Annotated in this window: 23 protein-coding genes; 19 read left to right on the top strand and 4 right to left on the bottom strand. The window is 69.6% G+C overall.

The window, feature by feature from the left end:
• The first annotated feature begins 38 nt into the window (after positions 1-38).
• The gene (locus ACFU9P_RS31515; RefSeq protein ID WP_384087433.1) at positions 39-335 is read left to right on the top strand and encodes a DUF4229 domain-containing protein; all 297 of its coding nucleotides are present in this window, start codon (positions 39-41) and stop codon (positions 333-335) included.
• A gap of 14 nt (positions 336-349) precedes the next feature.
• The gene (locus ACFU9P_RS31510) at positions 350-2380 is read left to right on the top strand and encodes an AMP-dependent synthetase/ligase (protein ID WP_384087430.1); all 2031 of its coding nucleotides are present in this window, start codon (positions 350-352) and stop codon (positions 2378-2380) included.
• Positions 2381-2537: 157 nt separating this feature from the next.
• Here the strand turns inward: ACFU9P_RS31510 and ACFU9P_RS31505 are convergent, their stop codons facing one another.
• Entirely contained in the window at positions 2538-2741 is a 204-nt protein-coding gene (locus tag ACFU9P_RS31505) for a cold-shock protein (protein WP_017948713.1), read from the bottom strand.
• 387 nt (positions 2742-3128) lie between these two features.
• Here ACFU9P_RS31505 and ACFU9P_RS31500 point away from each other — a divergent pair, with 387 nt between their 5' ends.
• The 5 genes from ACFU9P_RS31500 to ACFU9P_RS31480 all read left to right on the top strand — a co-directional run bounded on the left by ACFU9P_RS31500 (position 3129) and on the right by ACFU9P_RS31480 (position 8743).
• Positions 3129-3995 carry a menaquinone biosynthetic enzyme MqnA/MqnD family protein gene (locus ACFU9P_RS31500; RefSeq protein WP_384087563.1) on the top strand — a complete coding sequence of 289 codons (867 nt, stop codon included), beginning with the start codon at positions 3129-3131 and terminating at the stop codon, positions 3993-3995.
• Between the two features lie 89 nt (positions 3996-4084).
• Complete coding sequence (locus tag ACFU9P_RS31495; protein WP_384087427.1) at positions 4085-5881, top strand: serine/threonine-protein kinase; 1797 nt, start codon at positions 4085-4087, stop codon at positions 5879-5881.
• Between the two features lie 107 nt (positions 5882-5988).
• Positions 5989-7203, top strand: coding sequence for a cyclic dehypoxanthinyl futalosine synthase (mqnC, locus tag ACFU9P_RS31490; RefSeq protein WP_376377768.1), 1215 nt, complete (start codon positions 5989-5991; stop codon positions 7201-7203).
• Between the two features lie 7 nt (positions 7204-7210).
• The gene (locus ACFU9P_RS31485) at positions 7211-7870 is read left to right on the top strand and encodes a hypothetical protein (protein WP_384087424.1); all 660 of its coding nucleotides are present in this window, start codon (positions 7211-7213) and stop codon (positions 7868-7870) included.
• Positions 7871-8050: 180 nt separating this feature from the next.
• Positions 8051-8743 carry a demethylmenaquinone methyltransferase gene (locus ACFU9P_RS31480; protein WP_217307161.1) on the top strand — a complete coding sequence of 231 codons (693 nt, stop codon included), beginning with the start codon at positions 8051-8053 and terminating at the stop codon, positions 8741-8743.
• A gap of 93 nt (positions 8744-8836) precedes the next feature.
• Here ACFU9P_RS31480 and ACFU9P_RS31475 read toward each other — a convergent pair whose 3' ends face one another.
• Positions 8837-9358: a GNAT family N-acetyltransferase gene (locus ACFU9P_RS31475; RefSeq protein WP_384087421.1), complete on the bottom strand. Its 522-nt coding sequence runs from the start codon at positions 9356-9358 to the stop codon at positions 8837-8839.
• 146 nt (positions 9359-9504) lie between these two features.
• Here ACFU9P_RS31475 and ACFU9P_RS31470 point away from each other — a divergent pair, with 146 nt between their 5' ends.
• Entirely contained in the window at positions 9505-10791 is a 1287-nt protein-coding gene (locus ACFU9P_RS31470) for a geranylgeranyl reductase family protein (RefSeq protein ID WP_376377775.1), read from the top strand.
• Positions 10792-10854: 63 nt separating this feature from the next.
• On the opposite strand, the gene ACFU9P_RS31465 is transcribed toward ACFU9P_RS31470, so the two are convergent.
• Positions 10855-11403 carry a glycoside hydrolase family 25 protein gene (locus tag ACFU9P_RS31465; RefSeq protein ID WP_384087418.1) on the bottom strand — a complete coding sequence of 183 codons (549 nt, stop codon included), beginning with the start codon at positions 11401-11403 and terminating at the stop codon, positions 10855-10857.
• Positions 11404-11682: 279 nt separating this feature from the next.
• Positions 11683-12546 carry a C40 family peptidase gene (locus ACFU9P_RS31460; protein ID WP_384087415.1) on the bottom strand — a complete coding sequence of 288 codons (864 nt, stop codon included), beginning with the start codon at positions 12544-12546 and terminating at the stop codon, positions 11683-11685.
• Positions 12547-13316: 770 nt separating this feature from the next.
• On the opposite strand from ACFU9P_RS31460, the gene ACFU9P_RS31455 reads away from it, so the two are divergent.
• From ACFU9P_RS31455 to nuoK, 11 genes are read left to right on the top strand one after another with little or no spacing between them, the layout of a single operon-like run.
• The gene (locus ACFU9P_RS31455; protein WP_046505070.1) at positions 13317-13676 is read left to right on the top strand and encodes an NADH-quinone oxidoreductase subunit A; all 360 of its coding nucleotides are present in this window, start codon (positions 13317-13319) and stop codon (positions 13674-13676) included.
• A gap of 19 nt (positions 13677-13695) precedes the next feature.
• Entirely contained in the window at positions 13696-14250 is a 555-nt protein-coding gene (locus ACFU9P_RS31450) for an NADH-quinone oxidoreductase subunit B family protein (protein WP_046505025.1), read from the top strand.
• Entirely contained in the window at positions 14247-14969 is a 723-nt protein-coding gene (locus ACFU9P_RS31445) for an NADH-quinone oxidoreductase subunit C (protein ID WP_384087412.1), read from the top strand. Before ACFU9P_RS31450 ends, ACFU9P_RS31445 begins: the two co-directional genes overlap by 4 nt.
• The gene (locus tag ACFU9P_RS31440; RefSeq protein WP_376377784.1) at positions 14969-16303 is read left to right on the top strand and encodes an NADH-quinone oxidoreductase subunit D; all 1335 of its coding nucleotides are present in this window, start codon (positions 14969-14971) and stop codon (positions 16301-16303) included. The genes ACFU9P_RS31445 and ACFU9P_RS31440 overlap by 1 nt, the downstream gene beginning before the upstream one ends.
• 35 nt (positions 16304-16338) lie before the next feature.
• Entirely contained in the window at positions 16339-17115 is a 777-nt protein-coding gene (nuoE, locus tag ACFU9P_RS31435) for an NADH-quinone oxidoreductase subunit NuoE (protein WP_376377990.1), read from the top strand.
• Complete coding sequence (gene nuoF / locus ACFU9P_RS31430) at positions 17115-18470, top strand: NADH-quinone oxidoreductase subunit NuoF (protein ID WP_376377786.1); 1356 nt, start codon at positions 17115-17117, stop codon at positions 18468-18470. Before nuoE ends, nuoF begins: the two co-directional genes overlap by 1 nt.
• On the top strand, positions 18467-20962 hold the full coding sequence (locus ACFU9P_RS31425) for an NADH-quinone oxidoreductase subunit G (protein ID WP_384087408.1): 2496 nt from the start codon (positions 18467-18469) through the stop codon (positions 20960-20962). The genes nuoF and ACFU9P_RS31425 overlap by 4 nt, the downstream gene beginning before the upstream one ends.
• Positions 20959-22359: an NADH-quinone oxidoreductase subunit NuoH gene (nuoH, locus tag ACFU9P_RS31420; RefSeq protein ID WP_376377790.1), complete on the top strand. Its 1401-nt coding sequence runs from the start codon at positions 20959-20961 to the stop codon at positions 22357-22359. The genes ACFU9P_RS31425 and nuoH overlap by 4 nt, the downstream gene beginning before the upstream one ends.
• Positions 22352-22957 carry an NADH-quinone oxidoreductase subunit NuoI gene (nuoI, locus tag ACFU9P_RS31415; RefSeq protein ID WP_217307153.1) on the top strand — a complete coding sequence of 202 codons (606 nt, stop codon included), beginning with the start codon at positions 22352-22354 and terminating at the stop codon, positions 22955-22957. The genes nuoH and nuoI overlap by 8 nt, the downstream gene beginning before the upstream one ends.
• Positions 22954-23802 (top strand): NADH-quinone oxidoreductase subunit J, encoded by an 849-nt coding sequence (locus tag ACFU9P_RS31410; protein ID WP_376377792.1) that lies wholly within the window; start codon positions 22954-22956, stop codon positions 23800-23802. Before nuoI ends, ACFU9P_RS31410 begins: the two co-directional genes overlap by 4 nt.
• Entirely contained in the window at positions 23799-24098 is a 300-nt protein-coding gene (gene nuoK, locus ACFU9P_RS31405) for an NADH-quinone oxidoreductase subunit NuoK (RefSeq protein WP_046505044.1), read from the top strand. The genes ACFU9P_RS31410 and nuoK overlap by 4 nt, the downstream gene beginning before the upstream one ends.

The raw sequence follows: 24098 nt of genomic DNA, 5'->3' as shown, positions 1-24098 counted from the left end.
ACCCGGCAGGAAGCTCCCGGAAAGAGAGAAGGCCCGTTGTGACCGCTCCGAAGGCAAGCGCCACGATCCGCTACACCGTGATGCGCCTCGGCATCTTCGTCGGCTGCTTCGTGGTCGTCGCCGGGCTGGTCCAGATCGGTCTGCTGCCCAAGGGGCTCGGCGACTCCAACTTCATCTGGGTGCTGCTGCTCGCGCTGGTGATCTCGGCGCCGCTCAGCCTGGTCCTGCTCCGCAAGCAGCGCGACGAGATGTCCGCGCAGCTCGTCACCAAGGTCGACGGCGCCAAGGCCAAACTTGAGGCCAACCGCTCCCAGGAAGACGGCGCGACGCAGTAGGGGCGGCCCCGCACGTGTCCCCTTCGCTTCCCCCTTCCGCGTCCGCCGATGCCAATGCCGCTGCCGTCGGCCTGCCGTTCCCGCCCCTGTCGCTGATCGAGCCCGTGAAGGTACGGGAGGACGGCGCCGTCAGGGAAGTGTCCGTAGCGCCGCTGGTCCCGCCCGTACGGACCGGCTCGCTCGCCGACATCCCCTTCGACAACGCCCGCGAGGCCCCCGACGAAGCCGTCCTGAGCCGCAAGACCAGCGCGGCGAATGAGACCGGCACGAAGGGCGCCAAGAGGAAGGCCCGCTGGCGCGACATCACCGCCGCCGCCTTCGCCGACGAGGTACGAGCCGTCGCCAAGGGCCTGATCGCGACGGGCCTGCGCCCCGGCGACCGCCTCGCGATCATGTCCCGTACCACCTACGAGTGGACCCTGCTCGACTTCGCGGCCTGGGCCGCCGGTCTGATCACCGTCCCGATCTACCCCACCTCCTCCGCCTTCCAGGCCCGCTGGATCCTCCAGGACTCCGGCGCGGTCGCCTGCGCCGTCGAGGACGCCCAGCAGGCCTGGCTGATCGGCCAGGAGCGCGGCCAGCTCCCCGGTCTCACCCACCTCTGGACCTTCGACTCCGGCGCCGTCGACACCCTGTGCCGCGCGGGCGAACACCTCCCCGACGAGGCGGTCAGCGAGCGCCGCGCCGCGCTCACTCCGGACTCCGCCGCGACGCTCATCTACACCTCGGGGACCACAGGCCGCCCCAAGGGCTGTGTCCTCACCCACGCCAACTTCTTCGCGGAGGTGGACAACGCCATCGAGCTTCTCCACCCCATCTTCAAGACGGTGAGCAAGGACCCCGCCTCCACCCTGCTCTTCCTGCCGCTCTCGCATGTCTTCGGACGGATGGTCGCGGTCGGCTGTCTGCGCGCCCGGGTACGGCTCGGACACGCGCCCTCCATCAGGACCCAGGACCTGCTCGCGGATCTGGCGGGGTTCCGGCCGACCTTCCTGCTGGCCATCCCGTATGTCCTGGAGAAGGTCTTCAACACCGGCCGCGCCACCGCCGAGAAGCTGGGCCGCGCCGCGTCGTTCGACCGCGCCGCGAAGATCGCCCGGCGGTACGGGGAGGCCGTGGAGGCGATGGAGCACGGCGCGGGCCCCGGGCCCTCGTTCGCGCTGCGCACGGCCCGGGCGCTGTACGACCCGCTGGTCTACCGCCGGATCCGCGCCGCCCTCGGCGGCAAGGTCACCTACGCGATCTGCGGCGGTTCACCGCTGGGGCGCCGGCTCGCCGCGTTCTACGCGGGCGCGGGCATCGAGATCTTCGAGGGGTACGGCCTGACGGAGACCACCGCGGCCTCCACCGTCACCCCGCCGCACAAGCCCCGCCTCGGCACGGTCGGCTGGCCGCTGCCCGGCGCGGCGGTACGGATCGCCCCGGACGGCGAGGTGCTGCTGCGCGGTGGCCATGTGTGCGCGGGGTACTGGGACGCGGAGCGCGCGGCGGCGGTACGAGGCGTACGGGGGGACCGGACCGAGCGGGAGGACCGGGAGGACTGGGGAGCCTGGACCGACGACGGCTGGTTCGTCACCGGTGACCTGGGCTCCCTGGACGAGGACGGCTATCTCACGATCACCGGCCGCAAGAAGGACGTCATCATCACCTCGGCCGGCAAGAACGTCATGCCCGCGCCCCTGGAGGACTGGGTGCGGGCCCACCCCCTGGTCAGCCAGTGCATGGTGCTCGGCGACAACCGTCCGTACATCACCGCCCTGATCACCCTCGAAGAGGACGGCCTCGATCACTGGCGGATGATGAAGCGCAAGCCGAGCGTCCCGCTCGCCGCCCTGGCCGAGGACCACGAGCTGCGTGCCGCCATCCAGCGCGCGATCGACGAGGCCAACCGTCTGGTCTCGCGCGCCGAGTCCATCCGCCGGTTCCGGGTCCTTCCGGTGGACTTCACCGAGGCCGCCGGCCATCTCACCCCGTCGCTCAAGCTGAGGCGCGCGGCGATCGCGGAGGACTTCGCCGGGGAGATCGACGAGCTGTACGCGCCGTAGCGCGTCGCCGACACGCCCGGCCGGGAAAACCCGGCCGAGAAGTCCGTACGGTCCGGACGGGCCGGAAAAAGGCAGGAGCTCTGCTTACCCCACCCGAGTGGGGAAAGCAGAGCTCCTTGGTACTGCGTAAGTCGTTCGCGATCGCCGACCCGGGCAACTAGGCCGGGGTGACGTTCTCCGCCTGCGGGCCCTTCGGGCCCTGAGTGACGTCGAAGTTCACGACCTGGTTCTCCTCAAGGGAGCGGAAGCCGGTCGCGTTGATCGCGGAGTAGTGGACGAAGACATCCGGGCCGCCGCCGTCCTGGGCGATGAAGCCGAAGCCCTTTTCAGCGTTGAACCACTTGACGGTTCCGGTAGCCATAAGCCCTCCTTGGGCCAAAGGGTTGCCCTGCTCCAGAACCTGCAAAGAAGTCTGAAAACTACAAAAGCCTGCGGGTCACATGCTCCGCAGGCTCTGTACTGCAAGGGAAACCAAACTGCAACTTGCGGCGAGCCTAGCACGCACTCCGCGCACAGCGGTAGAGGTAAAGATCACTTCACCCGGACGTTTGTATAGGCGTCTGACGTGCTGACGAACCCCGCCCCGGGCACATCGCCCGCACTCCGCGGGTCTAGCCTCGCGCTTGTGGACAGTCCCGTGGAAAACACAGAGGCGGCGACAGCGCCGGAGACAGCGCCCGAGGCGGCCGGGTCCGTGGCGGAGCCCCTGACGGCGGCCGTGGGGGAGTCCGTGGCCGAAACAGGGCCCGTGCCAACAGGGCCAGCGGCGCCGGACTCGCGCAGCCGGCCGCGTGTCGGCCATATCCAGTTCCTGAACTGCCTCCCGCTCTATTGGGGGCTCGCCAGGACAGGAACCCTTCTCGATCTCGAACTGACGAAGGACACTCCGGAGAAGCTCAGTGAACAGCTCGTGCGCGGCGAGCTGGATATCGCGCCGGTCACCCTCGTCGAATTCCTCCGCAACGCGGATGACCTTGTCGCATTCCCCGATCTTGCCGTCGGCTGCGACGGTCCTGTCATGTCCTGTGTGATCGTCTCGCAGGTGCCGCTGGAACAGCTCGACGGCGCCCGCGTCGCCCTCGGCTCCACCTCGCGCACCTCCGTACGGCTCGCACAGCTTCTGCTCACCGAGCAGTACAAGGTCGCGCCCGAGTACTACACCTGCCCGCCCGATCTCGGGCTGATGATGCAGGAGGCGGAGGCGGCCGTCCTGATCGGTGACGCCGCGCTCCGCGCCTCCCTGCACGACGCGCCGCGGCTCGGTCTCCGGGTCCACGATCTCGGGCTGATGTGGAAGGACTGGACAGGCCTGCCGTTCGTCTTCGCGGTCTGGGCGGCCCGCAAGGACTATCTGGCGCGCGAACCGGTGGTCGTACGGAAGGTCCATGAGGCGTTCCTGGCGTCCCGGGACCTGTCCCTGGAGGAGGTCGCGAAGGTGGCCAAGCAGGCGGCGCGCTGGGAGGCCTTCGACGCGGAGCTGCTGGAGCGCTACTTCACGACGCTCGACTTCCGGTTCGGTCCCGACCAGCTCGCGGGGGTACGGGAGTTCGCGCGCAGGACCGGCCCGACGACCGGATTCCCGGCCACGGTGAACGTAGAGCTGCTCACCCCCTGAGCCCGCGCCACTCTTCCTCAACCTCCTCGTTATCCCCGCCCCATAGGCTGCCGCGTACAAGCGCGTGGACATGACGAGGGGGGACGGGCATGCAGCCGCTGGAGGCAGGTGAGCCGCCGGCCATCGGTCCGTACCGATTGCTCGGACGGCTGGGGTCGGGCGGGATGGGCCGGGTCTATCTGGCGCGCTCGGCGGGCGGCCGTACGGTCGCGGTCAAGGTCGTCCACCCGCACTTCGCGATGGACGAGGAGTTCCGGGCGCGCTTCCGGCGCGAGGTCGAGTCGGCGCGGCGCGTCGGTACGGGCCCGGACGGGCCGCGCTGGTCGGCGCCGGTGCTGGACGCCGATCCGGAAGCGGCCGTTCCGTGGGTGGCGACCGCCTATGTGGCGGGCCCCTCGCTGACCCAGGCGGTCGCGGGGCACGGGCGGCTGCCGGACCACTCGGTACGGGCGCTGGGCGCGGGTCTCGCGGAGGCGCTGGTGGCGGTCCACGGCCTGGGGCTCGTCCACCGGGACGTCAAGCCGTCGAACGTCCTGCTGGCCCTGGACGGGCCCCGGCTGATCGACTTCGGTATCGCACGCGCCACCGACGGCACGGCCTCACTCACCTCCACCGGCGTCTCGGTGGGCTCGCCGGGCTATATGTCGCCGGAGCAGATCCTCGGCAAGGGCGTCACCGGCGCGGCCGATGTCTTCTCGCTGGGGGCGGTCCTCGCGTACGCGGCGACGGGCGCGAGCCCCTTCCCGGGCGACTCCTCGGCCGCGCTGCTCTACAAGGTGGTGCACGAGGAGCCCGAGCTGGGCGCCCTGGAGGGCGATCTGCGGGATCTGGTCGCGCGCTGCCTCGCCAAGGACCCGTCGGCCAGGCCCGCGCCGCGCGAGGTCGCGGGCACGCTGGCGCCGGAGGGGGCGGCCGGACTGGTGGCCGGGGGCTGGCTGCCGGGGCCGCTGGTCGAGGAGGTGAGCCGGGCGGCGGTGCGGCTGCTGGACCTGGAGGCGGCGGCGCCGGTGCAGACGGGGCCCGTACCGTTCAGCAGCCCGTCCCTGGGCAGCAACGGCGGGGGTACGGGGAACGGCGGCCCGGCGCTCGGCGTTTTCGGCCCGCCTGTCGATCCGGGAGGGCTCCCGGGTACGGACCCGGCGCCGAACGGCTCACTCCCGGGCCAGCGGTCGAACGACGGGCTGCTGTCGGTCTCCTTCACGACCGACGCCGGTACGGGTGCGAGTACGAGTACCGGGTCCGGCGGCGGTACGGGCACCGGCCGCCGCGGGCGCAAGGTGAGCTGCACCGTGGCCCTGACCGTGGCGGGCGCGCTGGCCGCCGTGACGATCAGCAGCGCGCTCCTCTTCGACCTCTTCCCGGGCAGCAAGAACGACGCCCCCGAGAACGAGGCCGGGGCCGGCCCGTCCACCAGCGCCACCACCTCGGGAGCGCCCGCCGATCCGGACCAGACGTCCACGCCGTACGATCCCGCGCCCTCCGGCTCCACCTCGGACCAGGCCCCGGGCCCGCAGGTCACCGAAGTGCCCGCGGCCTTCGTCGGCACCTGGAAGGGGCCGACGAAGGAGAGGAGCGGTGTGACGCACGGCGATGCCACGGCGGTGATCAGCGAGGGCGCGAAGGGCGAGGACGTGGTGCGCATGACGTACACCTTCTCGATCCTCGGCGTGGACACCGAGTGCCGCAGCATTGGCACCTTCGTCTCGGGCACCGCCCGCCAGCTCCGCGTCACCGAGCGGACCGACGACAGCGGTACCAGTACCGAGGGCCTGTGCACCGGTGCCGAAGCCGGACTGACCTTCACCCTCAAGGAGGACGGCACGGTGCTGTACGAGTCCGACGAGGCGGCGGCGGGCACTCCCACGGGGACCCTCACCAAGCGCTGAGCGACGACCGCGCGCACGGCCCGGCCGAGGCGTGTCGTACCCCTGACGTAGGGTGGATCGTCGTCATATCCCCTTGGCGTCACAGCCCCTTTGGGAAGGACCCGCCGGTGACCGAGAAGGCCGACCCCACGTCCGTACATGTCACTGGCGTCCTCGACCGCGCCGCGGCCGGCGGCCGTATCACCCCCGAGGAGGCGCTCGACCTGTACCGCTCGGCGCCGCTGCACGCGCTGGGCGCCGCGGCCGACGCCGTACGCCGCCGCAGGTACGCCGGTACGGAGCACATCGCGACGTACATCATCGAGCGGAACATCAACTACACGAATGTCTGTGTGACGGCCTGCAAGTTCTGCGCCTTCTACGCCGCGCCGAAGGACACGGCGAAGGGCTGGAGCCGCGGCCTCGACGACATCCTGCGCCGCTGCGCGGAGACCGTGGAGCTGGGCGGCACGCAGATCATGTTCCAGGGCGGGCACCACCCGGACTACGGCGTCGAGTACTACGAAGAGCACTTCAGCGCCATCAAGCAGGCCTTCCCGCAGCTCGTCATCCACTCCCTCGGCGCCTCCGAGGTCGAGCACATGGCCCGGATCTCCGGGGTCTCCGCAGAGGAGGCGATCCGGCGCATCCATGCCGCCGGTCTGGACTCCTTCGCGGGCGCGGGCGCCGAGCTGCTGCCCGCCCGGCCGCGCACGGCGATCGCGCCGCTCAAGGAGTCCGGCGAGCGGTGGCTGGAGATCATGGAGACGGCGCACGGGCTGGGGGTCGAGTCGACCTCCACGATGCTCATGGGGACGGGCGAGACGAACGCCGAGCGCATCGAGCACCTGCGGATGATCCGCGACGTGCAGGACCGGACGGGCGGCTTCCGCGCCTTCATCCCGTACACCTACCAGCCCGAGAACAACCATCTGAAGGGCCGGACGCAGGCCACGCTCTTCGAGTATCTGCGGATGATCGCGATCGCGCGGCTCTTCCTCGACAACGTCGCGCACATCCAGGGCTCCTGGCTGACCACGGGCAAGGAGGTCGGCCAGCTCTCGCTGCACTACGGCGCGGACGACCTGGGCTCGATCATGCTGGAGGAGAACGTGGTGTCCTCGGCGGGTGCCAGGCACCGTTCGAACCGGCTGGAGATCATCGACCTGATCCGCAAGGCGGGGCGGGTGCCGGCGCAGCGCGCCACGACGTACGAACACCTCGTCGTGCACGACGACCCGGCGAACGATCCGGTCGACGACCGCGTGGCCTCGCACATCTCGTCGACGGCGATCGAGGGCGGTACGGCGCACCCCGAGCTGAAGCTGCTCAGCGCCAACTGAGCCGGCCGTGCTGGTCATTCACCGCGCCGACCTGCTGCTGCCCGGCGCGGACCGCGAGCCCGTGCCGGGCGGTGCGGTACTGGTCGAGGGGCGTACGGTCGCGGCCGTCGGCCCGTACGAGAAGCTCGCCGCCGCGAACCCGGGCGCACGGGTCCGGCGCTGGCCGGGGGTGCTCACACCGGGGCTGCGCAATCCGTACGGTCCTGAGCTGCTGGAGCATGCCTACCACCCCGATCCGCGCGAGGCCGACGAACTGGGCACCGAGCCGCTGACGGGCGAGGCGCTCGCCGCGCTGGAGATGCCGGACACCCGCTGGGGCGCGAGCGCGCGCCGCGGGGTCCAGCGACTGCTGGCGCACGGCACGGTGGCGGTGGCGGGGGAGCTGAGGCGGGATGCGGTACGGGACGCGGTGACGCGCACGGGCCTGCGTATCGAGCACCGCTACGCCCCGCCACCGGGCGCGCCTTCACTGGACCCCTTCGCGGGCGGCCGCCCGGCGGAGGAGGTCTTCATGCCGCCGCTGGCGGAGGGCGGCCCGGCGGACTTCGCGGTCTTCGAGATCCCACTACCGGCCGAGACACCCCCGTACAAAACCCTGACGACGTACGGCGCAAAAACCTGCACAGCAACGTCCCTGTCAGGCCGCCTACTCCACCGCCGCCGCTAGCGCCACCTTTCGAGCCCGTCCGGCGCTTTCCTTTCGAGCCCGTCCGGCGATTGAGGACACAGCACAGCAGCCCGTCCGGCGTTTTCCTTTCCAGCCCGTCCGGCGATTGAGGACAAAACGGGGGTCCGGGGGCTTGCCCCCGGTTTCGGGAAGGGGCGGGGTGGGGGACACAATGGCCACGTGACCCGCGCATCCCTGGACAAGCAGCCGCACGAAGTCGCCTCCATGTTCGACGACGTGGCGGCCAACTACGACCTCACCAACGACGTGCTCTCGCTCGGCCAGGACCGAGTCTGGCGCAAGGCCGTCGCCAGGGCCGTCCACGCCCGCCCCGCAGAAAAGGTCCTCGACCTCGCCGCCGGCACCGCGACCTCCTCCCAGCCCTTCGCCGCCACCGGCGCCTACGTCGTCCCCTGCGACTTCTCCCAGGGCATGCTGCGCGAGGGCAAGCGGCGCCACCCCTGGATGCCGTTCACGGCGGGCGACGCGACCCGGCTGCCGTTCGCGGACGAGGTCTTCGACGCGGTGACGATCTCCTTCGGCCTGCGCAACGTCCAGGACACCGACCGCGCGCTGCGCGAGCTGTACCGCGTGACCAAGCCCGGCGGACGCATCGTGATCTGCGAGTTCTCGCACCCGACGTGGGCGCCGTTCAGGACCGTCTACACCGAGTACCTGATGCGCGCGCTCCCGCCGGCCGCGCGTGCCGTCTCCTCCAACCCCGACGCGTACGTCTATCTCGCCGAGTCCATCCGCGCCTGGCCGGACCAGCCCGCGCTCGCGGCCCGGCTCCAGGCGGCGGGCTGGTCCAAGGTGGCGTGGCGGAATCTGACGGGCGGGATCGTGGCGCTGCACAGGGGCGTACGGAACTGATCCGCATCCGGCGCCGCTGAGCACCCAGCAAACCGCCAGCAGCGCCCGCACCCGGCACCACAGCCCCCGCCCCCGCACCCGGCGTCGGGAGCCCTACAGCTCCAACCGGAAGCAGTACGCCCGCTCTTCGACCCCCCGCGACGTGAACGGGTACGTCTCCGCCAGCTCCATCCCCAGCCGCCGCGTCACCGCCACCGACCGCTCGTTCCGCGCGTTCACCATCGCCACGACCCGGCCGACGCCCGCCGCCCGTACCCGCTCCAGCGTGGCCCGTGCGGCGGCCGTCGCGTAACCGCGGCCCCAGTGCGCCCGCCCCAGGCGCCAGCCGATCTCGATCTCGCCGACCGGCCCGAACGACTCGTGCGGCCAGGGCTGCGCGCCGGTGAAGCCGGTCACCTCGCCGTCCTCGTCGAGCATCGTCCAGAAGCAGAAGCCGAGTTGGGCGTCGTGCTTGCGCTGCCGGGCGGTCAGCTCCTCGTACACCGAAAGCTCCGCCGACAACCCGCCGTGGAACTCCATCACCTCGGGGTCGTCGAAGACCCGGTGCCAGTTCAGGGCGTCCTCCTCGGTGGGGACCCGGAGCCGCACCACGGGGACGGGAAGCGGCGTGGTCATGTCGTTCACAGGGGCAGCCCTTCGCTGGAGGCATCACTGGAGGCATCGGCACCGGAGGCATCGGCGGGGGTGTCGGTGCGCCCCCATAGACTGCACATGTCCCGTGCCGTCCGGTACGCAATTTCGAGTCTTCGGGAGAACCCGCCGTGACCGAGCCCCTCTCCGAGAACACCGCGGACGTGATCGTCGTCGGCGCCGGTCCCGCCGGTTCCACGACGGCGTACTACCTGGCCAAGGCGGGCCTGGACGTCCTGCTGCTGGAGAAGACGGCGTTCCCGCGTGAGAAGGTCTGCGGCGACGGGCTCACCCCGCGTGCCACCAAGCAGCTCGTGTCGATGGGCATCGACATCTCGGAAGAGGCGGGCTGGCTGCGCAACAAGGGGCTGCGGATCATCGGCGGCGGCGTGCGCCTCCAGCTCGACTGGCCGGATCTGGCCTCGTATCCGGACTACGGACTGGTCCGCAAGCGGGACGACTTCGACGAGCAGTTGGCCCGGCAGGCGCAGAAGGCGGGCGCGCGGCTGTACGAGCGCTGCAATGTCGGCGCCCCGATCACCGACGAGCGCACGGGCCGTATCACCGGTGTGCACGCCAAGCTGGGCGAGGAGAAGACCCCGGTCACCTTCCACGCGCCGCTGGTCGTCGCGGCGGACGGCAATTCGACGCGGCTGTCGCTCGCGATGGGGCTGCACCGGCGCGAGGACCGGCCGATGGGCGTGGCGGTCCGTACGTACTTCACCTCGCCCCGCCACGACGACGACTATCTGGAGTCCTGGCTGGAGCTGTGGGACCGGCGCGGCCCGGGCGAGGACCGGCTGCTGCCGGGGTACGGCTGGATCTTCGGGATGGGCGACGGTACGTCCAATGTCGGCCTGGGCGTCCTCAACACCTCCGACTCCTTCAAGGAGCTGGACTGGCGCGAGGTGCTGAAGGCGTGGTGCGCGTCGATGCCGGAGGACTGGGGCTACACCCCGGAGAACATGACGATGCCGATCCGCGGCGCCGCGCTGCCCATGGCGTTCAACCGCCAGCCGCACTACACGCGCGGCCTGTTGCTGGTGGGGGACGCGGGCGGCCTGGTCAACCCGTTCAACGGTGAGGGCATCGCGTACGCCATGGAGTCGGGCCAGATCGCCGCGGACGTCATCGTCCAGGCGCATGCCCGCGCCACGCCCGCCCAGCGCGAACTGGCCCTGCACCACTACCCGAAGGTCCTCAAGGACACCTACGGCGGCTATTACACGCTGGGCCGGGCGTTCGTGAAGCTGATCGGCAACCCGAAGATCATGAAGCTGGCGACCCAGCGCGGTCTGACACATCCGCTGCTGATGAAGTTCACGCTGAAGATGCTGGCGAACCTGACGGACCCGACGGGCGGGGACGCGATGGACCGGATCATCAACGGCCTGTCGAAGGTGGCCCCGAAGGCATGAGCCGGGGTGGGGGAGACGGCCGGGGCGGGGGCCGGTGAACGGCGGTTTCCCGGCTCGCCCTCCCTACCCCTCGGCCCACTTCCGCAGCGCGGCCCGGTCCGCGAACGCGCCGACGTTCGTGTCGACCGGGCTGTCGGTGTACTGGTGGAACCTCCACTTGGCCTTGATCCGGGGCTCCCCGGGCGTCACATAGTCCGCGATCCACAGGGCGTCGCCGGCATTGCTGGTGGTGTCCCGGTTCAGCCAGAAGTACTGACCGCAGTAGAGCCCCACCCGATGGGTCGCCCCGCGCAGCCGCTTCACCTCCGCGAGGAACGCGTCCTTCTCGGCACAGGACACCCCGGTGTCCTCCCAGTCAGCGAACAGCGGATCCCTTTCGACGCTGGCGCACTCCTCCACGAAATACCGCGCCTGCGCCTTCATGTCCCCGGGCCGCAGAAAATGGTAAAACCCCACCACCAGCCCGGCCTTCCGCCCGTGCGCGGCCTGCTGGACCATCCGCGGATTGATGTACGAGACCCCTTCGGTGGCCTTCACAAACACGAACGAGAGCCCGCTCGTACTGTAGGTCGATTCCTGATGCGACGAGACGTCGATCCCATGGACGGTCATGTGCACTTGCTCCTGTAGTGGGGGGGCGGGCAATGCTGCGAAGCGCTCATGCCTGTCCTACCCAGGAGCGATTGGCACCCATCACGGTGGGGCCGGCGGTGATATGTGCGAATGCTGAATCGGTGAACGACCCCGACATGAACCCCGGTCGGCCATGGAGCCGAGCAGACGGCGAAGGCCCGCAACCCCCCGAGCGGGGTGCGGGCCTTCGCCGTACGGTCGTAGCGCCTGGACTCGTGCTCGTACCGGAGTGCCGGCCTGCGCACGCGCCTCAAAGCCTCAGAGCACGCGCACCGCGCCGCTCGGCTGGTCCCAGTCCAGGGCGTGCTGGACCACGCCGGAGCTGGGGTTCTGCGCGCCGATGAACTCGCCGCCGCCCACATAGATCGCGGTGTGGTACGCGCTGCCCGCGCCGCCCCAGTAGAGGATGTCGCCGGGCTGGAGGTTGCTCAGCGAGACCTGGGTGCCGGCCGTCGACTGGTCCTGCGAGACACGCGGGAGGTCGATACCGATCTGCTTGTACGCGGCCTGCACCAGGCCGGAGCAGTCCCAGGTGTTGGGGCCCGTCGCGCCCATCACATACGCGTCGCCGAGCTGCGCCTGCACGAAGGCGATGACCGAAGCCGCTGAACCCGTCGCGTTCGTGGCGGTCTTCTTGGCCGTACTGGCCGTGCTGGAGCCCGAGTCGCTGCTCGACGAGGCCGCGGCGAGCTTGGTGCGCTCGGCGGTACGGGACGCACGCGCGGCGGCGTCGGCCCGGGCCTTGGCGGCGGCCTCCGCGCGGGCGGCGGCCTCCGCGGCCTTCTTCTTGGCCGCTGCCTCCGCCTTGCGCTGCGCCTCGGCCTTGGCCGTCTTGGCGGTCTGCGCGGCCTTGGTGGCCGCCGCGTTCTCCTGGGCGGTCAACTCAAGGTTGAACGCGACCCTCTGGGTGGCGTCGGCGGACTGTGCGACGGCGCTTGCGAGCCCGGATGTGAGCGTGGGCATTTCGATGGTCTCGGTCACCGGCTCGGCGTTCGCCGGCCCGGCGGCACCGGCCACCGCGATCGTGCTGAGGACGCCACCGGCGACTCCGGCACGGAGCGAGACCTTGGAGGCTCCGCGGCGGGGTTTCCGGTGGCTGGGTATGTGAGCGGTGTGGGACATGAGCACATCGCTATCAGGAGTGACCTGGTTCCCGTCAAGCATCGTGTATTGCGCCACAGTTACGTTCGGAATCTGTGAATCCGCTTTCTTGGAACTCTTATTGACGCCGTAAAGGGCAAAACGGACTCGGGCGATCATGGCCTTGATCGCGGCCTTTCAAGAAAAGGTCCGAATTGCCCGTCGCTTACCACCCCTTTACGTTCATGGCCAAGCCCGCTTCTCTTGCGGGTGAGGTGAAGTGGCGCAGGTCACAGGATGGTCACCGCCCATGGTCGAAACGATCACGGAGTCCGGCGGCCGGCCGCTCGCGGGTGAACCGGGGTGCGCGCGGGACCGGTCCCGCTTGCTCGTGAATGCGTGCACGTGTCCACTTCGCTCCCCGGGGCTCCCTCGCCCGGGCGAAGCCCGGCCACTTACCACTTCAGGGCATCTCATCGCCAATTTGCCTGTACGGTGCATCTCTTGGTAGGGGCGCACGCCTCCGACCAGCGCGAACGGGCTCGGATGTCACATCTGGTGAGGGCCCGGCCGCTTCGCGTATGAAGATCACCGCTCATCCGACTTCATGATCGTTCGTCAGGTGGTGGAGATCACAAAGGTGTTGCCGTACCCCGTGTCGCAGATCACAGACCACCAGGCATAGGATGCGGGGCAGTCGGGCTTGTGAACTGCCTCACATGTACGCGATCTTCAATGATCGGGGGTGGGGCGGCAAGGTGAACGCCCGGTGCGGTCCAACGGTCAAGGACGACTGGAAGGAGCTGAGGAGCGTGAATTCCTACGCGCCGATCCTCGCGCTCGGCGCCCTCGGGGCTGGGTTTGCCATCTTCTCCGTGGTCATGGCCACGCTTATCGGCCCAAAGCGGTACAACCGGGCGAAACTTGAGGCGTACGAGTGCGGTATCGAGCCCACGCCCACACCGGCGGGCGGCGGCCGTTTTCCCATCAAGTACTACCTGACGGCGATGCTCTTCATCGTCTTCGACATCGAGATCGTCTTCCTTTACCCCTGGGCCGTCACCTTCGACGCGCTCGGGATTTTCGGGCTCGTGGAGATGCTGCTCTTCGTGCTCACCGTCTTCGTCGCCTACGCCTATGTATGGCGGCGCGGCGGCCTAGAATGGGACTAAAGGGGCCAAGGGGGCACCAATGGGACTCGAAGAGAAGCTGCCGAGCGGTTTTCTGCTCACCACTGTCGAGCAGGCGTCGGGCTGGGTGCGGAAGTCGTCCGTCTTCCCCGCCACCTTCGGCCTCGCCTGCTGCGCCATCGAGATGATGACGACCGGCGCCGGACGGTACGACCTGGCGCGGTTCGGCATGGAGGTCTTCCGCGGCTCCCCGCGGCAGGCCGATCTCATGATCGTGGCCGGGCGGGTGAGTCAGAAGATGGCGCCGGTCCTGCGGCAGGTCTATGACCAGATGCCCAATCCCAAGTGGGTGATTTCCATGGGGGTTTGTGCGTCTTCGGGCGGGATGTTCAATAATTATGCGATTGTCCAGGGCGTTGATCACATTGTCCCTGTTGACATCTATTTGCCCGGCTGCCCGCCGCGCCCCGAGATGCTGATGGACGCCATCCTCAAGCTCCACCAGAAGATCCAGAGTTCCAAGCTCGGGGTCAACGCGGAGGAAGCGGCCCGTGAGGCGGAGGAAGCGGCGCTCAAGGCGCTCCCGACGATCGAGATGAAGGGGCTGCTGCGGTGAGCGACGAGCAGCGATCCGGAAATAACGTTCCGTCCCCCCGAGACGACACCGGTGAGGTCATCGGCGTACGGAAGGGCATGTTCGGCGCCAACAACGGCGGCGACACCAGCGGCTACGGCGGTCTCGTACGGACCGTGACCCTGCCGGGCGCCTCGGCCCGTCCGTACGGCGGCCCCGGCGGTGTCTTCGACGAGATCGCCGACGAACTCGAAGGCGCCCTGGAGGAGCAGGGGCTCGTCCCCGGCAACGCCATCGTGAAGACCGTCGTCGACCGCGACGAGCTGACCTTCCACATTGCCCGGGAACACCTCGTACAAGTGGCGCGCACGCTCCGTGACGACCCCGCGCTCCGCTTCGAGCTGTGCACGGGCGTCTCGGGTGTCCACTTCCCCGGCGACCAGGGCCGCGAGCTGCACGCCGTCTACCATCTGCGCTCGCTCACCCACGGCCGGCTGATCCGGCTTGAGGTCACCGCCCCGGACGCCGACCCGCATGTCCCGTCCCTGGTCGCGGTCTATCCGACCAATGACTGGCACGAGCGCGAGACGTACGACTTCTTCGGCCTGATCTTCGACGGCCATCCCGCGCTGACGCGGATCATGATGCCGGACGACTGGCAGGGCTTCCCGCAGCGCAAGGACTACCCCCTCGGCGGTATCGCCGTCGAGTACAAGGGCGCCCAGATCCCGGCTCCGGACCAGCGGAGGTCGTACTCCTGATGTCTGCACCCCACGAAACCCCGCACGCCACGCCCCGGGCGACCACCGAGGGCACGGTCTACACCGTCACCGGCGGCGACTGGGACGAGGTCGTCCAGTCCGCCGCCAAGGCGGACGACGAGCGGATCGTCGTCAACATGGGTCCCCAGCACCCCTCCACCCACGGGGTGCTCCGGCTGATCCTGGAGATCGAGGGCGAGACCGTCACCGAGGCCCGCTGCGGCATCGGCTATCTGCACACCGGGATCGAGAAGAACCTCGAATTCCGCAACTGGACGCAGGGCACCACCTTCGTCACGCGCATGGACTACCTGACGTCGTTCTTCAACGAGACGGCGTACTGCCTGGGCGTGGAGAAGCTGCTCGGCATCGAGGACGACATCCCGGACCGCGCCACGCTGCTGCGCGTCCTGCTGATGGAGCTGAACCGGCTCTCCTCGCACCTGGTCTGTATCGCCACCGGCGGTATGGAGCTGGGCGCGACCACGATCATGATCTACGGCTTCCGCGATCGTGAACTGATTCTCGATGCCTACGAACTGATCACCGGCCTGCGGATGAACCACGCGTTCATCCGGCCCGGCGGCCTTGCCCAGGACTTGCCCCCGGGCGCCGTCGACCATCTCCGCGAGCTGGTCAAGACGCTCCGGAAGAACCTGCCGGAGTACGACAAGCTGGCCACCGGCAACCCGATCTTCAAGGCCCGTATGCAGGACGTCGGCTATCTCGACCTGGCCGGCTGCATGGCGCTGGGCGCCACGGGCCCGATCCTGCGCTCCGCCGGGCTCCCGCACGATCTGCGCAGGTCAGACCCGTACTGCGGTTACGAGACCTTCGAGTTCGATGTCCCGACCGCCGATTCCTGCGACGCGTACGGCCGATTCCTCATCCGTCTTGAGGAGATGCGCCAGTCGCTGCACATCGTCGAGCAGTGCCTGGACCGGCTGGAGCCGGGCCCGGTGATGGTCGCCGACAAGAAGATCGCCTGGCCCGCCCAGCTCGCCCTCGGCCCCGACGGCCTGGGCAACTCGCTCGACCACATCAAGAACATCATGGGCACGTCCATGGAGGCTCTGATCCATCACTTCAAGCTGGTGACGGAGGGCTTCCGGGTCCCGCCGGGGCAGGCGTACGCAGCGGTCGAGTCGCCCAAGGGCGAACTGGGCGCGCATGTCGTCTCCGACGGGGGCACGCGCCCCTACCGGGTCCACTTCCGCGACCCGTCCTTCACCAACCTTCAGGCCATGGCGGCCATGTGCGAGGGCGGCCAGGTCGCCGATGTCATCGTCGCCGTCGCGTCCATCGACCCCGTGATGGGAGGCGTCGACCGGTGACCGCCACACCGCCCAACTCCGGGGTCAGCCTGGGAATGCCCCAGCTCCCCGCCCCCGACTACCCGGCCGATGTACGGGCCAGGCTCGAAGCGGACGCGAAGGAGATCATCGCCCGCTACCCCGGCTCGCGCTCCGCGCTGCTCCCCCTGCTGCACCTCGTGCAGTCGGAGGAGGGCTATGTGTCCCGTACGGGCATGGCCTTCTGCGCCGAACAGCTCGACCTGACCACCGCCGAGGTCACGGCCGTCGCCACCTTCTACTCCATGTACCGGCGCAAGCCGAGCGGTGACTACCAGGTCGGTGTCTGTACGAACACGCTCTGTGCGGTGATGGGCGGCGACGCCATCTTCGACGAGCTGAAGGAGCACCTCGGCGTCGGCAACAACGAGACGACCGAGGACGGCAAGGTCACCCTCGAACACATCGAGTGCAACGCGGCCTGCGACTTCGCGCCCGTGGTGATGGTCAACTGGGAGTTCTTCGACAACCAGACGCCCGAGAGCGCCAAGCGGCTCGTCGACGACCTGCGCGAGGGCCGTCCCGTGGCGCCCACCCGTGGCGCCCCCCTCTGCACGTACAAGGAGACCGCGCGCATCCTCGCCGGCTTCCCCGACGAGCGCCCCGGCGCCGTCGAGGCCACCGGCGGCGCCGGACCCGCGTCGCTGACCGGACTGCGGCTGGCCAAGGGCGAGCCGCCCCGGCCGCGCGTGGTCCGCCCCCGCGACTCGGAGGCCCCGCACGACGCACCGCCGCAGACGCCGGCCGCCGACCACCCCGCCGACCCGGCCGGACCCGCTGAGGAGGGGGAGTGATGACCATGACAGCCGAGCTGGACGAGAACGGGACGAGTCCCGAGAAGCTCCTCGCACCCGTTCTGTCCGCCTTCTGGGACCAGCCCGAATCCTGGACCCTGGCCACCTATGAGCGGCACGACGGATACGAGGGCCTCAAGAAGGCCCTCGCGATGGCGCCCGACGACCTCATCGCGTACGTCAAGGAATCCGGGCTGCGCGGACGCGGCGGCGCGGGCTTCCCCACCGGAATGAAATGGCAGTTCATTCCGCAGGGCGACGGCAAACCGCACTATCTCGTCGTCAACGCGGACGAGTCGGAACCCGGCACCTGCAAGGACATCCCCCTTCTCTTCGCCAATCCGCACTCCCTCATCGAGGGAATGGTGATCGCCTGCTACGCGATCCGCTCGCAGCACGCCTTCATCTATCTGCGCGGCGAGGTCGTCCCCGTACTGCGCAGGGTGCACGAAGCGGTCCGCGAGGCCTACGCGGCGGGCTATCTCGGCAAGAACATCCTGGGCAGCGGACTCGATCTCGACATCACCGTGCACGCGGGCGCGGGCGCGTACATCTGCGGCGAGGAGACCGCGCTGCTGGACTCGCTGGAGGGCCGTCGCGGACAGCCGCGGCTGCGTCCCCCCTTCCCGGCGGTCGCGGGTCTGTACGCCTGCCCCACTGTGGTGAACAACGTCGAGTCGATCGCGTCGGTTCCCGCGATCCTGCACCGCGGCAAGGACTGGTTCAGGTCCATGGGCAGCGAGAAGTCCCCCGGCTTCACGCTCTACTCGCTCAGCGGGCATGTCACCAACCCCGGCCAGTACGAGGGCCCCCTCGGCCTCACCCTGCGCCAGCTCCTCGACATGGGCGGCGGCATCCGCAAGGGCCACCGGCTCAAGTTCTGGACGCCGGGCGGCTCCTCGACCCCGATGTTCACCGACGAGCACCTCGATGTCCCGCTGGACTACGAGGGCGTGGGCGCCGCCGGCTCCATGCTCGGCACCAAGGCGCTCCAGTGCTTCGACGAGACCACCTGTGTCGTACGGGCCGTCACTCGCTGGACCGAGTTCTACGCGCACGAGTCCTGCGGCAAGTGCACGCCCTGCCGCGAAGGCACGTACTGGCTCGTCCAGTTGCTCCGCGACATCGAGGCCGGCAAGGGCCGGATGTCCGATCTCGACAAGCTCAACGACATCGCCGACAACATCAACGGCAAGTCGTTCTGCGCCCTCGGCGACGGCGCCGCCGCCCCGATCTTCTCCTCGCTGAAGTACTTCCGTGAGGAGTACGAGCAGCACATCACCGGCAAGGGCTGCCCCTTCGACCCGTCCAAGTCGACCGTCTGGGCGGACAACCACCTGGAGGTGAACGCATGACCGTCACCACGTCGGCCGCCCACTCCGGGAGCGGTGAGGCCCCGGTCCCGCCCGAGGACCTCGTCTCGCTGACGATCGACGGCATCGAGATCTCCGTCCCCAAGGGGACCCTGGTGATCCGCGCCGCCGAGCTGCTCGGCATCGAGATCCCGCGCTTCTGCGACCACCCGCTCCTCGACCCGGCTGGCGCCTGCCGGCAGTGCATCGTCGAGGTCGAGGGCCAGCGCAAGCCGATGGCCTCCTGCACCATCACCTGCACCGACGGCATGGTCGTCAAGTCGCAGCTGACGTCGCCGGTCGCCGAGAAGGCCCAGCGCGGGGTGATGGAGCTGCTGCTCATCAACCACCCGCTGGACTGCCCGGTCTGCGACAAGGGCGGCGAGTGCCCGCTCCAGAACCAGGCGATGCAGGTCGGCGACCCGGACACCCGGTTCGAAGGCAAGAAGCGCACCTTCGAGAAGCCCGTACCGATCTCCACCCAAGTGCTGCTCGACCGCGAGCGGTGCGTGCTCTGCGCGCGCTGCACCCGGTTCTCCAACCAGATCGCGGGCGACCCGATGATCGAGCTGCTGGAGCGCGGCGCCCTCCAGCAGGTGGGCACCGGCGAGGGCGACCCCTTCGAGTCGTACTTCTCCGGGAACACCATCCAGATCTGCCCGGTCGGCGCGCTGACCTCGGCGGCGTACCGCTTCCGCTCCCGCCCCTTCGACCTGGTGTCCTCGCCGGGCGTCTGCGAGCACTGCGCGGGCGGCTGCGCGACGCGTACGGACCACCGGCGCGGCAAGGTCATGCGGCGGATGGCGGCGGACGACCCCGAGGTCAACGAGGAGTGGATCTGCGACAAGGGGAGGTTCGGCTTCCGTTACGCGCAGAAGCCCGACCGGCTCACCACGCCGCTCGTACGGAACGAGGACGGCGTCCTGGAACCGGCGAGCTGGCCCGAGGCGCTGGAGGCCGCGGCCCGCGGTCTGGGCGCCGCGCGCGGCCGGGCGGGTGTGCTGGCCGGCGGCCGGCTCACCGTCGAGGACTCGTACGCGTACGCCAAGTTCGCCCGCATCGCCCTCGACACGAACGACATCGACTTCCGCGCGCGCGTGCACAGCGCCGAGGAGACCGAGTTCCTCGCCGCGCATGTCGCGGGACGGGGCCGTGACCTGGACGGTACGGGCCTGACCTACGGCACGCTGGAGCAGGCGCCGACGGTCCTGCTCGTGGGCTTCGAGTCCGAGGAGGAGGCGCCCGGCGTCTTCCTGCGGCTGCGCAAGGCGCACCGCAAGCACGGCCAGCGCACCTTCTCGCTCGCCACCCACGCCACCCGCGGTCTGGAGAAGGCCGGGGGCACGCTGCTGCCGGCCGCGCCCGGCACCGAGACCGAGTGGCTGGACGCGCTCGCCTCCCAGACCGGTCTGGAGGGCGACGGGATCCGCGCCGCCGAGGCGCTGCGTGCGTCCGGCGCGGTGATCATCGTCGGCGAGCGGCTCGCGGCCGTTCCCGGCGGGCTCACGGCCGCCGCGCGGGCCGCCACCGCGACCGGCGCCAAGCTGGCCTGGATCCCCCGGCGGGCCGGCGAGCGCGGCGCCATCGAGGCGGGTGCGCTCCCCGCGCTGCTGCCCGGCGGCCGCCCCGCCACCGACCCGCGGGCCCGCGAGGAGACCGCGGCGGTCTGGGGCGTACGCGAACTGCCGCACCACTTCGGGCGTGACACCGGCCAGATCATCGAGGCCGCCGCCGCCGGGCAGCTCGGCGCCCTGGTCGTCGCGGGTGTCGAGGTCGCGGACCTGCCGGACCCGGCGGCGGCGCGCGCCGCGCTGGAGGCGGTCGGCTTCCTCGTCTCGCTGGAGCTGCGGCCGAGCGAGGTCACCGAGCGGGCCGATGTGGTCTTCCCGGTCGCCGCGGTCGCGGAGAAGCCGGGGACCTTCCTCAACTGGGAGGGCAGGGCCCGGCCGTTCGAGGCCGCGCTCAAGCCCGAGCAGATGACCCGGCGGCTCGCGCCGAGCGACGCGCGGGTGCTGCACATGCTGGCGGACGCGCTGGACACACACCTCGCGCTGCCCGACCTCAGGGCCGTACGAGCAGAACTCGACCGGCTCGGCGGCTGGGACGGGGAGCGCGCCACCGAACCGCTGGAGTCGTCCCGTCCGGTGCCGCGCCCCGGTGACGGCGAGGCCGTCCTCGCGGGCCACCGGCTGCTGCTCGACCAGGGCAGGCTCCAGGAGGGCGACGAGGCACTGGCGGGCACCCGCCACGCCGCGGTCGCCCGGCTCTCCGCCACGACGGCCGCCGAGACAGGTGTCAAGGACGGCGACGAACTGGCCGTCACAGGCCCCATGGGCACGGTCACTCTGCCGCTGCTGGTGACGGAGATGCCCGACCGGGTCGTGTGGCTGCCGCTGAACTCCACGGGCGGCGGTGTTCTCGCGGACACCGGGTCACGCCCCGGCACGCTGGTCCGTATCGGCCCGGCCAACCCGGCACCGGAGGTGCGCGCATGACCGCCCTCGCCCACTTCGCGACGGCTCCTCAGACGGTCCTCGCCGCCGAGGACCTGTCGATGTTCGGCCGCGACCCCTGGTGGCTCGTGGCCATCAAGGCGGTCTTCTGCTTCGCGTTCCTGATGGTGACCGTGCTCTTCTCCATCGTGTGGGAGCGCAAGGTCGTCGCGTGGATGCAGCTCCGGATCGGCCCCAACCGGCACGGTCCCTGGGGCATGCTCCAGTCGCTCGCCGACGGCATCAAACTGATGCTGAAGGAAGACGTCATCGTCAAGCGCGCGGACAAGGTCGTCTACGTCCTGGCGCCGATCGTCGCGGCGGTGCCGGCCTTCATGGCGATCGCCGTGATCCCGTTCGGTCCGGCCGGCAACGAGATCTCGATCTTCGGCCACCGCACCACGATGCAGCTCACCGACCTGCCGATCGCGATGCTCTACGTCCTCGCCGTCGCCTCGGTCGGGATCTACGGCATCGTCCTCGCCGGCTGGTCGTCCGGCTCGACGTATCCGCTGCTCGGCGGACTGCGCTCGTGCGCGCAGATGATCTCGTACGAGATCGCCATGGGCGCCGCGTTCGCCTCGGTCTTCCTCTACTCCGGCTCGATGTCGACGTCGGCGATCGTCGAGGCCCAGGCCGACCGCTGGTACATCGTCCTGCTGCCGGTCTCCTTCATCATCTACATCGTCACCATGGTGGGCGAGACCAACCGCGCCCCCTTCGACATGCCGGAGTCCGAGGGCGACCTGGTCGGCGGCTTCAACACCGAGTACTCGTCGATCAAGTTCGCGATGTTCATGCTCGCCGAGTACGTCAACATGGTGACCGTCTCGGCCGTCGCGACTACCCTCTTCCTCGGCGGCTGGCGCGCCCCCTGGCCGATCTCCACCTTCTGGGAGGGCGCGAACCACGGCTGGTGGCCGATGCTCTGGTTCGTCGTCAAGGTCCAGCTCCTCCTCTTCTTCTTCATCTGGCTGCGCGGCACGCTGCCGCGCGTCCGCTACGACCAGCTCATGAAGCTCGGCTGGAAGGTCCTGATCCCGGTCTCGGTGGTCTGGCTGATGCTCGTCGCGACCGTACGGGCCCTGCGGAACGAGAACTACGACTTCCAGTCGATCGTGCTGTACGTCGGCGGGGCGGTCATCGCACTGCTGCTGCTCTCCTTCGTCGTGGACGTGTTCCGCGACAAGCAGGAGAAGGCCGCGGCTGCGAGGGAGCCCGAACCCCCCGCCTTCGACCCGATGGCGGGCGGATTCCCCGTACCACCGCTGCCAGGACAGACGCTCCCGCCCGTACCGCGCAGGCGGCCGCGGGGCGAGCGCGAACTGATTGTCAGTGGTGGGGGAAATACTGTGAGTGACGGTACCGAGAGTGACGGAAAGGAGGCTGACGGTGTCTGACTCTTCGCACGGGGACATCCCCCGTCCTCCCCGGAATCCGGTGGCCGGCTTCGGCGTGACCTTCAAGGCCATGTTCAAGAGGCGGCTGACGGAGCAGTATCCGGAACAGCAGAAGGTGACGGCTCCGCGCTTCCACGGCCGGCATCAGCTCAACCGGCATCCGGACGGCCTGGAGAAGTGCATCGGCTGCGAGCTGTGCGCCTGGGCCTGCCCGGCGGACGCCATCTATGTGGAAGGCGCGGACAACACCGAGGAGGAGCGCTACTCCCCGGGTGAGCGGTACGGCCGCGTGTACCAGATCAATTACGCGCGCTGCATCCTCTGCGGACTCTGCATCGAGGCCTGCCCGACCAGGGCGCTCACCATGACCAACGACTTCGAGCTGGCCGACAGCTCCCGCGAGAACCTGATCTATACGAAGGAGCAGCTCCTCGCGGGACTTGAGGAAGGAATGGTCGAGACACCGCACTCGATCTTCCCCGGCACGGACGAACAGGACTACTACCGGGGGCTGGTCACCGAGGCCGCGCCCGGCACGGTCCGGCAGGTCGCGGTGAGCAAGGGCGAGAAGCCGTCCGACGAGGAGGCGCGCGCATGAGCACGCTCGCAGCCTCCGCCGGCTCGCTGGCGTCCGTGACCTCCGCCGCTTCGGCCACCTCGACGGGCGAGGCCATCCAGTTCTGGATCCTCGGCACCGTCGCGGTGGTCGGCGCGCTCTGTACGATCCTGATGAAGAAAGCCGTGCACAGCGCGCTCAGCCTCGCCGGGACGATGATCGTCCTGGCGGTCTTCTATCTGGCCAACGGCGCCTACTTCCTGGGCGTCGTCCAGATCATCGTCTACACCGGCGCGATCATGATGCTGTTCCTCTTCGTGGTCATGCTGGTCGGCGTCACGGCCGCCGACTCCCTCAAGGAGACGCTCAAGGGCCAGCGCTGGCTGGCCGCCCTCTGCGGGCTCGGCTTCGGCGTCCTGCTGATCGCCGGGATCGGCAATGCCTCGCTGAACTCCTTCACCGGGCTCGGCCAGGCCAACGCCGGCGGCAATGTCGAAGGGCTGGCCGCCCTGCTCTTCACCAAGTACGTCTTCGCCTTCGAGATCACCGGCGCCCTGCTGATCACCGCGTCCGTCGGCGCGATGCTGCTCACGCACCGGGAACGTACCGAACGGGCCATGACCCAGCGGGAGATGGCGGAGGAGCGGGTACGGAAGGGCACCCAGCTTCCGCCGCTGCCCGCGCCCGGTGTCTACGCCCGGCACAACGCGGTGGACATCGCCGGGCTGCTGCCCGACGGCACACCCTCCGAGCTGACGGTCAACAAGACGCTGAAGGCCCGGGGCCAGATCCGCGATGTGTCGGACGAGGCGATCGCGGACCTCAAGGCCCTGGAGCGCCGGTCGGCGGAGCGGCTGGGCCGCGACGAGGAGGAGGTCAACTCATGAACCCCGTGTACTACCTCTATCTCGCGTCCCTGCTGTTCACCATCGGGGCCGCCGGTGTGCTGATCCGGCGGAACGCGATCGTGGTGTTCATGTGTGTCGAGCTGATGCTCAACGCCTGCAATCTCGCGTTCGTGACCTTCTCCCGGCTGCACGGCAATCTCGACGGCCAGATCATCGCCTTCTTCACCATGGTCGTCGCCGCCGCGGAGGTCGTGGTCGGGCTGGCGATCATCGTGTCCGTGTTCCGTTCCCGCCACTCGGCCTCGGTCGACGACGCCAGCCTGATGAAGCTCTGA

The sequence above is a fragment of the Streptomyces sp. NPDC057617 genome (assembly GCF_042800555.1).
Classification (GTDB): domain Bacteria; phylum Actinomycetota; class Actinomycetes; order Streptomycetales; family Streptomycetaceae; genus Streptomyces.
This window is presented reverse-complemented; position numbering and strand designations above follow the sequence as displayed.